Origin of the sequence: Dongia sp., assembly GCF_041905885.1 — a bacterium.
Classification (GTDB): Bacteria; Pseudomonadota; Alphaproteobacteria; order Dongiales; family Dongiaceae; genus Dongia.
In genome coordinates this window covers 1-12604 of the sequence record NZ_JAYRKD010000005.1, presented here as the reverse complement: position 1 = coordinate 12604, position 12604 = coordinate 1, and the positions used below count along the sequence as shown (strand labels likewise).

The following is a 12604-nucleotide window of genomic DNA, read 5'->3' as shown; positions in this document are numbered from 1 at the left end:
CATCGAGTGGTGCGTTCTGCGCAAACAAGAGCCGACCTTTCATACACCCAACTTGATGCCGAGAATGCGGCTCAAATTGCTGACAATGTGTTAAACACGCGCCGAGAGGCCCGGATTTCCGCGACTTTGCAAGGACTACACTCCCAGGTTTCTCATGATGCGTGCATAACCCGCGATGCATCCGCAACCATCTGGGGCGGCGGTAAACTGCTTGTGATGTATATCCCCTGATCGGGTCACGCCTTCCGCAAGACGGATTTTGGCACTCGGCGCCAAATTGCGGCGTCCCAGGACGAAGCGCTGGAACCTGCACAGCCCCATATTCAGCCTGTCGAGGCCTGCGATCCGCCGGCCCGTGAAATACGACCGAAGAAGGGGATCAGGTCATGGCGTTTTCAGTTCTCGGCGGCGATGCCGCCGCCAAGCTCGCGGCACTGGACAAGTCGCAGGCGGTGATCGAGTTCAACATGGACGGCACCATCATCACCGCGAATGCGAATTTCTGCGCGGCGGTGGGCTACGAGCTTGCCGAGATCAAGGGCAAGCATCACAGCATCTTCTGCGAGCCCGCCTATGCGGCGAGCGCGGAATACCGCGAGTTCTGGGTCAGGCTCAATCGCGGCGAGTTCCAGGCGGCGCAATACAAGCGCTTCGGCAAGGGCGGCCGGGAGATCTGGATCGAGGCTTCCTACAATCCGCTGATGCGCGGCGGCAAGCCCTACAAGGTCGTCAAATACGCGACCGACATCTCGAAGATGAAGGCGGAGCAGGCCGATCTCACCGGCAAGATCGAAGCGATCGGCCGCTCGCAGGCGGTGATCGAGTTCAACCTCGACGGCACTATCATCACTGCCAACGACAACTTCCTGCACACCCTCGGCTATACCCTGCCCGAGATCCAGGGCAAGCATCACAGCATGTTCGCCGACCCCGCCTATGCGGCCAGCGCCGAATACAAGGCCTTCTGGGCCAAGCTCGGCCGCGGCGAATATGATGCCGGCCAATACAAGCGGCTCGGCAAAGGCGGCAAGGAGGTCTGGATCGAGGCTTCCTACAACCCGATCCTTGATCAGAACGGCCGGCCGTTTAAAGTCGTCAAGTTCGCGACCGATCTTTCCAAGCGCAAGGAGCAGAACCGCGCGCTGGCCCAGGATTTCGAGGACGGCGTGAAGGCGCTGGTCCAGGAGGTCTCGTCGTCCGCGAAGGGGATGGAAGGCACCGCGCAGTCGCTGGCGGCTGCGGCGGAGCAGACCAATCAGCAATCCTCCACCGTCTCATCGGCGACGGAGGAGCTTGCCGCCTCTGTCAACGAGATCTCGCGGCAGATCTCGGAATCGACCCGGGTGGTCGGGATCGCGGTCAGCGAGGCGAAGAAGTCGGAGCAGATGGTGAGCGATCTGGTGACGGCCGCGCAGAAGATCGGCGAGGTGACGCAGATCATCAACGACATCGCCAGCCAGACCAACCTGCTGGCCTTGAACGCCACCATCGAGGCGGCGCGCGCCGGCGAGGCGGGCAAGGGTTTCGCGGTCGTCGCCTCCGAAGTGAAGAGCCTGGCCAATCAGACCGCCAAGGCGACCGAGGAGATCGCACAGCAGATCAAGGGCATCCAGGATTCCAGCCAGACCACGGCGACGGCGATCCGCGAGATCGGCCAGATCATCTCGCAGGTGAGCGAGATCTCGACGTCGATCTCCGGCGCTGTGGAGGAGCAGTCGGCCGCCACCAAGGAAGTCTCGTCGAACATCAACGGCGTCAGCCAGGCGGCGCAAGAGACCGGTCACTCGTCCTCGACCGTGCTCAACGTCGCCCAGTCCCTGTCGCAGCAGGCCGACCAGCTCGAGGTTCGGGTGGATGACTTCCTGAAGAGCGTCCGCGCGATGTAAGACGAGACGATCCGGAGAGCCGGGCTTCAGTCCGGCATCTCCGGGTCGCGCTGCACCGGCGTCGGCGCGTCGGCGAAGTCGTTCTTCTCCGGCAGCGGCGCCGGCTTCAAGCCCATGCGGCGGCAGATGCCGAGCGTCAGGTCGGCGCGGTTCAGCGTATAGAAGTGGAAATCGGTGACGCCCTCGGCCTGCAGCGACCGGCATTGCTCGGTCGCGACCATCGCGGCCATCAGCTTGCGGGTGTCCTGGTCGTCGTCGAGGCCTTCGAACAGCTCCTTCAGCCAATCCGGCACCGAGGTGCCGCACATCGCGCTGAACTTCACCACCTGGGCGAAATTGGTGACGGGGAGGATGCCCGGCACGATCGGCGTGGAGATGCCGGCGCGGCGCGCGCGTTCCAGGAATTTCAGGAAGGCCGTGCTGTCGAAGAAATACTGCGTGATCGCCCGCGTCGCACCGGCGTCCAGTTTGCGCTTGAGATTGTCGAGATCCGCGGTGGCGGACTGGGCCTGCGGATGCATCTCCGGATAGGCCGCGACGCTGACCTCGAAATCGGCGATGGTCTTGATGAAGGCAACCAGATCCGCGGCGTAGGCCAGGCCATCCGGCGGCGTCGCCGCGCCGCCGGCCGGCAGATCGCCGCGCAGCGCGATGATGTGGCGGACGCCGGCTTCCCAATAGCGCTCCAGCAGCTGCGCGATGTCCTTGCGGCCATGGCCGACGCAGGTGAGATGGGCGGCGGGCCGCAGATGGGTCTGGTCGACGATGCGGCGGACGGTCTCGAAGGTCGCGTCGCGGGTTGAGCCGCCGGCGCCGTAGGTTACGGAGACATACTGCGGCAGCAGGGGCTCCAGCGCCTTGATGGTCTGCCAGAGCTGGGTCTCCATCTGCGGGTTCTTCGGCGGAAAGAACTCGAAGCTGACCCGCGGCGGCGCTTCGACCGCACGGCTTGAACCGCCCCGGTTATGGGCGGCGGCATCCAGGCGGCGCAGCTGTCGCTCGTGCAGGAAGTTCACCCTGGCCTCGTTTGCTATTGGCGCGGAATCGACGAAAATAGTCGGTTTCAGGCTAACCGCGAGGCTAACACGCGAACCGGGCGCTATCCAGCCCGGATTGAGGTCTGCAGCGCCGCGAGTTCGCCGACGGGATCAACGCGGCTCCAGAGATCCGGTTCAGGGGCAAGGAAATCCGCCCCGCTTTTCGCCAGCGCCGCCGCGGTGGCGGGGTCGATCCGGCCGAACGCAATGCAGGGCACCGTCATCATCTCGCCCCACCAGGCCAGGGTGTCGGCGGCCTCGGGTGCCGCGAGATCGAAGCCGACATAATCGGCGCCGGCTTCGGCGAGTTCCATGGCCAGGTGGCGCTCGGGTGGGCAGGCGACGCCGACGATCGCGTCGTCGGCCAGCGTCTTGCGTGCCTCGCGATAGCTGCGCATCGCCTCTTCCGTCGGCGCGGCGCGGAGGTCGAGATGAACGCCGTCGGCGCCGAGCGCCTTGGCCAGCGCGGCGCGGCCGGGCAGGAGTGCAGCGACATCGCGCGCCTGCGCGGCGCGGATCAGCGGCTCGGCGACGGCGCGCAGGCCGTCATCGCGGGCGTCGGCGGGGGCCGCGATCAACAGGCAGGCCACATCGGCGCTGTCGAGCGCGCGCTCGAAATGCTGCAGGAAATCGCGCAAGAGAACGCCGCCCGAAACCAGTTCGGGCGGCGTCGTCAGGTAGACCCGGCAGGGTTCGCGGTCGACGATGACCGTTACTCCTTGCCCTGGTAGATCTTGATCAGCGTATCCAGCATCTTCAGCGCATCCTCGCGCGGGCGCTGGAAGGTGTTGCGGCCGATGATCGAGCCGTTGCCGCCGCCGTCGCGGATGCCGCGCGCTTCGTCATAGATGCCGTTGAGGTCCTTGGCCGCGCCGCCCGAGAAGACCACGATGCGGCGGCCGTTGAAGCAAGCCTGGACCACATGCCGGATGCGCTCGGCCATCGTGCCGATCGCGATCTTTTCCTTCTCATAGACCTTCTTGGCTTCCGGCTGCTCGAGATGCGCGGTCGGCGGCTTCACCTTGATGATATGAGCGCCGAGCAGCGCGGCCATATGCGCCGCATAGGCGCAGATATCCATGCCGGTCTCGCCGTCCTTGGAGAGCGCGTCGCCGCGCGGGTAGGACCAGACCACGACGGCGAGACCCGCCGCCTTCGCCTCCTCGGCGAGATCGCGGATCTCTTCCATCATCTCGAAGGCATAGTCCGAGCCCGGATAGATGGTGAAGCCGATCGCGGCGCAGCCCAAGCGCAGCGCGTCGTTGACCGAGCCATGCACGGCCTGGTCCTTGGCCTTGGCGAGGGAGTTCGAGCTGTTGACCTTGAGGATGGTCGGGATCGCGCCCGCGAAAGTGTCCGCGCCGGCCTCGATCATGCCGAGCGGGGCGGCGTAAGCGGAAAGGCCGGCATCGATCGCCAGCTGGAAATGGTAGTGCGGGTCATAGGCGTCGGGGTTCGGCGCGAAGCTGCGCGCGGGCCCATGCTCGAAGCCCTGGTCCACGGGCAGGATCACCAGCTTGCCGGTGCCGCCCAAGCGGCCTTCCATCAGGATGCGGGCGAGGTTCGCCTTCGTCCCCGGATTGTCGCTCTCATAGTGCGAGAGGATTTCCTTCACCTTGCGCGAGATCTTCATGAGGATGGTCCTGCTGGTTAACGCGAAAATGGTTGCTGGCGGCGCGCCCGCCGCCTTCTAGCCCAGAACGGGGGTTTTGTTCAATGCGGCCCATTGCGGCGGCGTGTGACGCAATTTGGACAGGCCTGTTCGCGGCCGCCGCTATCAACCGAGCGGGCCGGATTCGGTTCCGGCTTGTCTCATTGCGGCGGATGGATGCGGTAGAGGGTGAACACGGCGCCGCGCCCGACCTCGGTGAGCAAGGCGGGAACCGGATTCACCTTCTCGCCGAAATCGAGGTCGACCAGGATGTCGTATTGCTCCGGCCAGTCGGACCAGTCGATCGGGTTGGTGATCGTGTCCCAGGGCGCCATGCGCTGGATGACGGCGCCGACCTGCGCCACCGTCTCGGCATCGGTGCCGGCAAACGCCGGGCTGGCCGGCTGCCAGTCCATCGGTCGCGCCGCCAGCGCCGGCCCGACCAGGTCCGCGGCACGGCCGTCGGTGAAGCGCAGCGGCGTTGCGATCGTGTAGAGATGCGGCAGGAACGCACTGCGGTCGATCACCGCCAGCGATGCCAGATACCAATAGGGCAGCCGCGGTCGATCCGCGCTCTTGCCGAGGTCGAAGGGGATCACCATCACGCGGCTGCCGCGCTCGATCGTCGCGGCGGCGGCACGGAACTCCCGATAGTCGGCGTCGAACACGCGCCACTGGTCGATGAGCGTCGCGACGCGGAACGTCATCAGCACGATCACCGCGGCGCAGAAGATCTGCATCTCCCGGCGGCTGCGGAAGGCGACGTCGCTGGCGGCCACCAGCAGGAAGGCGAGCAGGCAGGGAATCCGCAGATCGGCGCCGAGCACGCCCTGCAGCATGCGCGGCATAGCGATTGCCGCGACCACGAGGACCAGGACGGGCAGGCGCATCCCGGCGGCGAAGGAGAGCAAGCCGCGCCGGTGCAGAATCCACAACCCGACGATCACCGCGACGGTGACGACGACATCCGGCCAGGTGCCGTAGGTGATCGTCGCGGCGAGGACCGAGACCGCCTTCGCGGCGAGATCGCCGTAGAAGCTGCGCCCGTGGATCGATGCGGTGAAGGAAAGCAGATAGACCAGCACCGGCAGCACGAACGGCGCGCCGGCTTCAGCGAGGTCGCGCCCGCGCCGCTGCCGGTCGGGGTCGCGCCACCATCGCGCCCCGGCATGGGCGCCGACCAGCAGCGCATAGGCGGCAAAGGCGAAGAAGTGGCAGAGCAGCAGCGCCAGGCTCGCGGCCGAGAACAGCAGGACCTTGACGAGCCCGTGCCGCGCCAGGGACGCGATCCAGGCCGCGAACAGCAGCAGGCTGAGGCCGGTGGTGAGCAGGAAGCTGATCTGCCCGAGCGCGAAGGGAAAGCTGAACAGGAAGAGCATCGCCGCCGCCGGCCAGAGGCCGACCCGTCCGAAGAAGGCGCGATGCAGGGCCACGGTGCCGCCGATCAGCAGGGCGAAGGTCGCAACGATGAAGAGACGCGCGCCGAGCTCGAGGCCGAAGGCCTTGATCAGCAGCGGCAGGATGAGATCGGTGGACTGGAAGGAGAAGAAGCGCCACTCGATCGCATAATATTTCTGCAGGTCCGGATCCGACGGCAGGGCGTTCATGATGAAGGCCCGGGCCAGGTGGTTCGGCATGTCGCCCAACGGCAGGATGCCGAAGCTGAACACCGGCACCAGAGCGAGCACGAACAGCGCGGCGTAGAAGGCTGCGGTTCTCGCCATCAGGCCCGTGCCTCGAACGTCACGCCGAGGCTCGCGGCGATGTCGGCGAGCTTCTCGGCGCTGCGGGGATCGCCGCGGAAGACGATGCTCTTCAACCCCAGGCGCATCGCGTCATGGGCGAGATCGGCGCGGTCGCCGCAATCGAGGGCCACGACCGGCTGCAAGTCCGGATATTCCGCGGCCAGCGCTTCGGCGAGCTGCACATGAAAAAGGACGCCGTATTGAATCGCGGCGTCCGGCGGGGAGGCGAGGGCAACAGGCTCTCGCGCGACCCGCGCCGCCTCGAGGGCGGCGCGGGCTTCGGCGAGGTTGCGGATGGTGACGGTCTTCAGCCGAGCTTGCTCATTGCGACGGCGGTGTCCGCCATGCGGTTGGAGAAGCCCCATTCGTTGTCGTACCAGGACAGCACGCGCACGAAGACGCCGTCGATCACCTGGGTCTGCGGCAGGTCGAAGGTCGAGCTGGCCGGGTTGTGGTTGAAGTCCATCGAGACCAAGGGCTCGCTGTTGGTGGCGAGGATGCCCTTCAGCGGGCCATTCGCGGCCGCCTTGATCGCCTCGTTGACGGCTTCCTTGCTGGTCGGCTTCGCGGTGGTGAACTTGAAATCCACCACCGAGACGTTCGGGGTCGGCACGCGGATCGAGGTGCCGTCGAGCTTGCCCTTCAATTCCGGGATCACCAGGCCGACGGCCTTGGCGGCGCCGGTGGTGGTCGGGATCATGTTGAGCGCGGCGGCGCGGGCGCGATGCAGGTCCTTGTGCAAGGTGTCCAGGGTCGGCTGGTCGCCGGTATAGGAGTGGATGGTGGTCATGTAGCCGCGCTCGATGCCGATCGCCTGGTGCAGCACGTGGGCCACCGGCGCCAGGCAGTTGGTGGTGCACGACGCGTTCGAGACGATGGTATGCGCCTTGTCGAGCTTCTGGTGGTTGACGCCGTAGACCACGGTCAAGTCCGCATCGGCCGAGGGCGCGGAGATCAGCACGCGCTTGGCGCCGGCCTGAAGATGCAGCGAGGCCTTGGCCTTGTCGGTGAAGATGCCGGTGCATTCGAAGGCGATATCGACGCCCAAGTCCTTCCAGGGCAGCTTCGACGGGTCGCGCTCGGCGGTGATCTTGATGAAGCCGGCGCCGACATCCATGCCGTCGTCCTTCACCTTCACCTCATGCGCGCGATAGGCGCCATGGACCGTGTCGTGCTTGAAGAGATGCGCATTGGTCGGCACCGGGCCGAGGTCGTTGATGCCGACGACCTCGATGTCCCTGCGGCCGGATTCCATGATGGCGCGGAGCACCAGGCGACCGATGCGCCCGAAGCCGTTGATGGCGACACGAACAGCCATGTTCTTATCCTTCTCTGGAAGACGTTGATTGAAGGCTTGGCCGGACCGGCCCGCCGCGGGGAAGCGGCGGGGCCGGGCCGGTGAAACTCACCCATTAAACTGCAATGCCACCCCCGCGGGATCAAGCCCGCGCATGGCGGCCATTCGTTACAGTCTGGCTTTGACCGCCTCGGCGACGGCGGCGGGGGTGATGTTGAAGTGCTTGTAGACATCCGGGCCGGGGGCCGAGGCGCCGAAGCCGGTCATCCCGACGAAGCCGCCGCCTTTGGGCCCGATCGGGCCGAGATAGCGTTCCCAGCCGAACGAGACCATGGCCTCGACGGCAACCCGGACACCCGAGCCCAAGACTTCGTTGCGATAGGCCTCGGACTGCTGGTCGAACAATTCCCAGCAGGGCAGGGAGGCGACGGCGGCGCCGATCCCTTCCTGGGCGAGCAGCGCCTGGGCCTCGACCGCGATCGAGACCTCCGAGCCGGTGGCCAGGATGGTCGCCTTCCGCTCGCCTTCAGCCGGGCGGATGATATAGCCGCCGCGGGCGCAATGGTTGGCGACCGCGGCATCGGCGCGCAGATGCGGCACCGCCTGGCGGGTCAGCGACAGGATCGAGGGCTGGTTCCGGGCGCTCAAGGCCAGGGCCCAGCATTCCGCCGTCTCCATGCTGTCGCAGGGGCGGAACACCAGCATGTTCGGGATAGCGCGCAGGGCCGCCAGATGCTCGACCGGCTGGTGGGTTGGCCCGTCCTCGCCCTGGCCGATGGAATCATGGGTCATTACATAGACGACACGCTGGTTCATCAGCGCCGAGAGCCGGATCGAGGGCCGCGCATAATCGGTGAAGCAGAGGAAGGTGCCGCCGAACGGAATGAATCCGCCATGCAGCGCGATGCCGTTCATCGCCGCCGCCATGCCGTGCTCGCGCACGCCGTAATAGATGTAGCCGCCGGAATAGTCGCCCGGCTTCACCGGGTTGGCGGCCTTGGCCTTGGTCAGGTTGGAGCCGGTCAAGTCGGCCGAGCCGCCGATCAGCTCCGGCAGGACCGCATTCAGGCCATCGATGACCCGCTGCGACGACTGGCGGGTGGCGAGCTTCGGCGCTTCCTTGGCGAAGGCGTTCTTGATGTCGTTGATCGCGGCGGCGAAGCCTTCCGGCAGCTCGCCCTTCTGGGTGCGGTCGAACTCGGCGCGGCTGGCCGCGGCGCCGTGGCGCTGGGTCCAGTCCGCGAAAGCGCCCTGGCCCCGCGCGCCGACCTTCCGCCAGGCGCCGAGGATGTCGAGCGGCACCTCGAACGGCGGATACTTCCAGCCGAGCTGCTCGCGGGCGCCGGCGATCTCTTCCTTGCCGAGCGGCGAGCCATGGGCGGAGGCGGTGCCGGCTTTCTTCGGCGCGCCGAAGCCGATCGTGGTGCGGCAGGCGATCATGCTGGGCCGGTCGGATTTCTTCGCCGCGGCGATCGCCTTGGCAATGGCTTCCGGATCATGGCCGTCGATCCGGGTCGCGTTCCAGCCCGAGGCTTGGAAGCGCGCCACCTGGTCGTCGGAGACGGTGAGGTCGGTCGAGCCGTCGATCGAGATGTGGTTGTCGTCGAACAGCAGGATCAGCTTGCTGAGCTTCAGGTGCCCGGCCAGCGAGATCGCTTCCTGGCTGATGCCTTCCATCAGGCAGCCGTCGCCGGCGATGCAATAGGTGTAGTGATCGACCAGCGCATCGCCGTGGCGCGCGTTCAGCATGCGCTCGGCCAGCGCCATGCCGACCGCGTTGCCGACGCCCTGGCCGAGCGGGCCGGTGGTGGTCTCAACGCCCAGGGTATGGCCGTGCTCGGGATGGCCCGGCGTCTTGCTGTCGATCTGCCGGAAGCGTTGGATCTCATCGATGGTCATCTGTGGATAACCGGTGAGGTAGAGCAGCGCATAGATCAGCATCGAGCCATGGCCGGCGGAGAGCACGAAGCGGTCGCGATCCGGCCATTCGGGATGCTGCGGATCAAATTTCAGAAATTGCGAGAACAATACGGTGGCGACATCGGCCATGCCCATGGGCATGCCGGGATGCCCGCTGTTGGCTTTTTCCACCGCGTCCATCGCCAGCGCGCGGATCGCATTGGCCATGTCCTTGTGGTTAATCGCAATTGCCGCGCCATCGTTGGTGGTTGTGCGGGCGGTCGCGGTTTCCATCGCATTTTCCTGAATTTGCTTGCAGGCGGCGAAGATGCCCGCTCGACCCGGCAAAATCAACCCAGTGGTCAACCCAGTGGTTGGTTCGCCCTGCAGATGACGTGAGCTTGCGCACATCATGCAACCCGATGCCGTGTTGACGCGTTCGTGGATCACCGGTTTAATCTCTGAAATCAACGTAGAAGAACGCGGTCCTCACCGGGGACCTCAGACAGAGGCAACGATCCTTTCGATGTCCCGCTTGGAAACGGCGATGAATCGCCTGGATGCCGCCATGGCCCGGCTTGATGCCGCCGTCAGTCACAGCGCCGAGCGTGGCGATCGCGGCCGCGACTCCATGGAGAAGGAATTGTCCGCGCTTCGCCGCACGCATGCCTTGCTGCAGGAGGAAGCGCGCGTGGTTTCCGATCGCCTCGACCACGCGGTCGGTCGCTTGCAGCATGTGGTGGCGGGAAGTCTCTGATCAAATTCGGGGGACACTGAAATGCCGACGGTGACCATCGCCCTAAACGGACGAAACTACGATCTCGCGGTCGGCGAGGGCGAAGAGCCGCGCGTGCAGGAACTCGCGGCGGAGATCCGTCGCCGCATGGAGAACCTGGCGCGCAACGCCGGCACGCTCTCCGAAGGCATGGTCTTCGTGATGACCGCCCTGACCCTGGCCGACGAGCTCGACCAGCGGAAGCGCGAAGCCCTGAAGCTGAAGGATGAAGGCCGCGAGGCATCGCTGAAGCGGGAAGTGGCCCTGGCCGACACCATCGAGGCCCTGGCCGCCCGGGTCGAAACCCTTGCCGCCCGGGTCGAAGCAGCCTAAGTAAGCAGTGGGCGGTCGCTCTTAGGTGCGACAGGCCGGGTAATCCCTGAGGCCAATTCTAAACCTCTCGGGAGCTGTCCCTACCGAGACCGTGGTTTCGGCACATGGCGCCCACCTGCTTTAGCAGGCCACAGAGGATTCATACGAGCCACCGGCCCATGGGGCGCCGCCCACTCAATGTGGCTTCTCCTCCCCCGTCTTCGGGGGAGGGTGGGTGGGGGAGCCGCAAACTCGATCGTGAACATGGAATCTCCCGAAATCGCCGACTGGAAACAGCGCGAGCGGCGTGCCGCGGCGGAACGTCGCGCGGCCGCTTTCGCGGCCCATCCGAATGCCGGAGAGGATCTCGCCCGGCGCTTCCGGGATTCCGTGCATCTGCCGCGCAGGGCCGTGGTCTCGGGTTACTGGCCGCTGCCGGGCGAGCTGGATATCCGCCCGCTCCTGCACCAGATCCATGATCAGGGCCACCTGATCGGACTGCCGGTCGTGCAGGGCAAGGGCCAGCCGCTGCTGTTCCGGCGCTGGTCGCCGGGGGTGGCGCTGCTCCAAGGCAGCTTCAAGGTCCTGACCCCGCCGGAGGGCGCGCCGGAGCTGGTGCCGGACGTCCTGCTCGTGCCGCTGCTGGCCTTCGACCGGGCGGGCTTCCGCCTGGGCTACGGCGGCGGCTTCTACGACCGGACCCTGGAAAAGCGCCGCCACGAGGCGCATTCTGGACATCCGGTTGTCGCCATCGGCATGGCCTTCGCGGCGCAGGAGACCGAGAACCTCCCGCGCGGGCCCTTCGACCAGCCGCTGGACTGGATCGTGACCGAGGCCTGGGCCCGGAAATGCAGTTGAGAGAGTAAGGTATGCGAATTCTGTTTTGCGGCGATCTGGTGGGGCGTTCGGGGCGCGACGTGGTGATCGAGCGCCTGCCGGCCCTGCGCCGCGACCTCGGCCTCGACCTGGTGGTCGTCAACGGTGAGAACGCGGCCGGCGGCTTCGGCATCTCGCAGAAGATCTGCGACGAGCTCTACAAGGCCGGCGCCGATTGCATCACCACCGGCAATCACGTGTGGGACCAGAAGGAAACTATCTCCTTCATCGGTGCCGATCCCCGGCTGCTGCGCCCGGTCAACTTCCCTGCCGGCACGCCCGGCAAGGGCAGCGGCATCTACCAGACCGCGCGCGGCAAGAAGGTGCTGGTCGCCAATGTCATGGGCCGCCTGTTCATGGACCCGCTGGACGATCCGTTCAATGCGGTCGACCAGCTCCTCAAAGCCCATCGGATGGGCGGCAACGTCGATGCCATCCTGATCGATTTCCACGGCGAGGCGACATCCGAGAAGATGGCGATGGGCCATTTCTGCGACGGCCGGGCCAGCCTGGTGGTCGGGACCCATACCCATGTGCCGACCGCCGATCACATGATCCTGGCCAAAGGCACCGCCTACCAGACCGATGCCGGCATGTGCGGCGACTATGACTCGGTGATCGGCATGGAGAAGTCGATCCCGGTCGCCCGCTTCACCAAGAAGATGCCGACCGAGCGCCTCTCGGCGGCATCCGGCCCGGGCACGCTCTGCGGTACCTTCGTCGAAACCGATGACGCAACGGGATTGGCCAAACGCATCGAGCCCGTCCGCCTCGGCGGCAAGCTTTCGCAGATGCTGCCCAAGGTCGAGGCCTTGACCGCATGAGCGTCGAGGCCAGTTCGGGGAAAGCTGGCCCATCCATCGGACGCTGTCTCCGAGCGATTGTCATGCTCGGGGGAACGGTCGGTCAGCTGGTCCTAATCTTGGCGCTCGGTTGGGTGGCTTGGTCCAGCGCCGACCGATCATGGAGTTCGCCACACCTGCCGGAATGGTATCTAGCTGTCGTTGCCAAGCAGGTTGTTCAGTCGGTGAGCTGGGGGAGCGGCCATGATCCCGGCATGGGGTCGGTGGTGATTGTACCAATGTAGCCAGCCAGGCATGTCGGAGCAGCGATCGGCTGAAGAAGC

At 66.0% G+C, this 12604-nt stretch carries 12 protein-coding genes and 1 other RNA gene; 6 read left to right on the top strand and 7 right to left on the bottom strand.

Annotated elements, in window-relative coordinates:
• Positions 1 to 386: 386 nt before the first annotated feature.
• The gene (locus tag ACH2CY_RS06310; protein ID WP_395017174.1) at positions 387 to 1886 is read left to right on the top strand and encodes a methyl-accepting chemotaxis protein; all 1500 of its coding nucleotides are present in this window, start codon (positions 387 to 389) and stop codon (positions 1884 to 1886) included.
• A gap of 26 nt (positions 1887 to 1912) precedes the next feature.
• Here ACH2CY_RS06310 and metF read toward each other — a convergent pair whose 3' ends face one another.
• The 7 genes from metF to tkt all read right to left on the bottom strand — a co-directional run bounded on the left by metF (position 1913) and on the right by tkt (position 9809).
• Complete coding sequence (gene metF / locus ACH2CY_RS06305; RefSeq protein ID WP_395017785.1) at positions 1913 to 2773, bottom strand: methylenetetrahydrofolate reductase [NAD(P)H]; 861 nt, start codon at positions 2771 to 2773, stop codon at positions 1913 to 1915.
• Between the two features lie 212 nt (positions 2774 to 2985).
• Positions 2986 to 3582 carry a thiamine phosphate synthase gene (locus ACH2CY_RS06300; protein WP_395017783.1) on the bottom strand — a complete coding sequence of 199 codons (597 nt, stop codon included), beginning with the start codon at positions 3580 to 3582 and terminating at the stop codon, positions 2986 to 2988.
• Between the two features lie 53 nt (positions 3583 to 3635).
• Positions 3636 to 4556 carry a class I fructose-bisphosphate aldolase gene (locus ACH2CY_RS06295; protein WP_395017173.1) on the bottom strand — a complete coding sequence of 307 codons (921 nt, stop codon included), beginning with the start codon at positions 4554 to 4556 and terminating at the stop codon, positions 3636 to 3638.
• Between the two features lie 179 nt (positions 4557 to 4735).
• The gene (locus tag ACH2CY_RS06290) at positions 4736 to 6298 is read right to left on the bottom strand and encodes a hypothetical protein (RefSeq protein WP_395017171.1); all 1563 of its coding nucleotides are present in this window, start codon (positions 6296 to 6298) and stop codon (positions 4736 to 4738) included.
• Positions 6298 to 6684 carry a class II fructose-bisphosphate aldolase gene (locus tag ACH2CY_RS06285; RefSeq protein WP_395017169.1) on the bottom strand — a complete coding sequence of 129 codons (387 nt, stop codon included), beginning with the start codon at positions 6682 to 6684 and terminating at the stop codon, positions 6298 to 6300. The genes ACH2CY_RS06290 and ACH2CY_RS06285 overlap by 1 nt, the downstream gene beginning before the upstream one ends.
• On the bottom strand, positions 6627 to 7637 hold the full coding sequence (gene gap, locus ACH2CY_RS06280) for a type I glyceraldehyde-3-phosphate dehydrogenase (protein WP_395017168.1): 1011 nt from the start codon (positions 7635 to 7637) through the stop codon (positions 6627 to 6629). The genes ACH2CY_RS06285 and gap overlap by 58 nt, the downstream gene beginning before the upstream one ends.
• A gap of 147 nt (positions 7638 to 7784) precedes the next feature.
• Positions 7785 to 9809 (bottom strand): transketolase, encoded by a 2025-nt coding sequence (gene tkt, locus ACH2CY_RS06275; RefSeq protein ID WP_395017165.1) that lies wholly within the window; start codon positions 9807 to 9809, stop codon positions 7785 to 7787.
• A 253-nt stretch (positions 9810 to 10062) separates the two neighbouring features.
• Here tkt and ACH2CY_RS06270 point away from each other — a divergent pair, with 253 nt between their 5' ends.
• The 5 genes from ACH2CY_RS06270 (at position 10063) to ACH2CY_RS06250 (ending at position 12302) form a co-directional block, all read left to right on the top strand.
• Positions 10063 to 10272, top strand: coding sequence for a hypothetical protein (locus ACH2CY_RS06270; RefSeq protein ID WP_395017163.1), 210 nt, complete (start codon positions 10063 to 10065; stop codon positions 10270 to 10272).
• A 21-nt stretch (positions 10273 to 10293) separates the two neighbouring features.
• On the top strand, positions 10294 to 10623 hold the full coding sequence (locus tag ACH2CY_RS06265; protein ID WP_395017160.1) for a cell division protein ZapA: 330 nt from the start codon (positions 10294 to 10296) through the stop codon (positions 10621 to 10623).
• Between the two features lie 12 nt (positions 10624 to 10635).
• Positions 10636 to 10794, top strand: a non-coding RNA gene (gene ssrS / locus ACH2CY_RS06260) — 6S RNA.
• 72 nt (positions 10795 to 10866) lie between these two features.
• The gene (locus tag ACH2CY_RS06255) at positions 10867 to 11460 is read left to right on the top strand and encodes a 5-formyltetrahydrofolate cyclo-ligase (protein ID WP_395017158.1); all 594 of its coding nucleotides are present in this window, start codon (positions 10867 to 10869) and stop codon (positions 11458 to 11460) included.
• Between the two features lie 11 nt (positions 11461 to 11471).
• A complete protein-coding gene (locus tag ACH2CY_RS06250) occupies positions 11472 to 12302 on the top strand; it encodes a TIGR00282 family metallophosphoesterase (RefSeq protein WP_395017155.1) in 831 nt (276 codons plus the stop codon).
• Positions 12303 to 12604 lie beyond the last annotated feature (302 nt).

Coding starts and splice junctions, on each gene's coding strand:
- tkt (WP_395017165.1), bottom strand. CDS start 9,809: ATGGAAACCGCGACCGCCCGCACAACCACCAACGATGGCGCGGCAATT.
- gap (WP_395017168.1), bottom strand. CDS start 7,637: ATGGCTGTTCGTGTCGCCATCAACGGCTTCGGGCGCATCGGTCGCCTG.
- ACH2CY_RS06265 (WP_395017160.1), top strand. CDS start 10,294: ATGCCGACGGTGACCATCGCCCTAAACGGACGAAACTACGATCTCGCG.
- ACH2CY_RS06285 (WP_395017169.1), bottom strand. CDS start 6,684: ATGGGGCTTCTCCAACCGCATGGCGGACACCGCCGTCGCAATGAGCAA.
- ACH2CY_RS06250 (WP_395017155.1), top strand. CDS start 11,472: ATGCGAATTCTGTTTTGCGGCGATCTGGTGGGGCGTTCGGGGCGCGAC.
- ACH2CY_RS06270 (WP_395017163.1), top strand. CDS start 10,063: ATGAATCGCCTGGATGCCGCCATGGCCCGGCTTGATGCCGCCGTCAGT.
- ACH2CY_RS06255 (WP_395017158.1), top strand. CDS start 10,867: ATGGAATCTCCCGAAATCGCCGACTGGAAACAGCGCGAGCGGCGTGCC.
- ACH2CY_RS06310 (WP_395017174.1), top strand. CDS start 387: ATGGCGTTTTCAGTTCTCGGCGGCGATGCCGCCGCCAAGCTCGCGGCA.
- metF (WP_395017785.1), bottom strand. CDS start 2,773: ATGGAGACCCAGCTCTGGCAGACCATCAAGGCGCTGGAGCCCCTGCTG.
- ACH2CY_RS06290 (WP_395017171.1), bottom strand. CDS start 6,298: ATGGCGAGAACCGCAGCCTTCTACGCCGCGCTGTTCGTGCTCGCTCTG.
- ACH2CY_RS06295 (WP_395017173.1), bottom strand. CDS start 4,556: ATGAAGATCTCGCGCAAGGTGAAGGAAATCCTCTCGCACTATGAGAGC.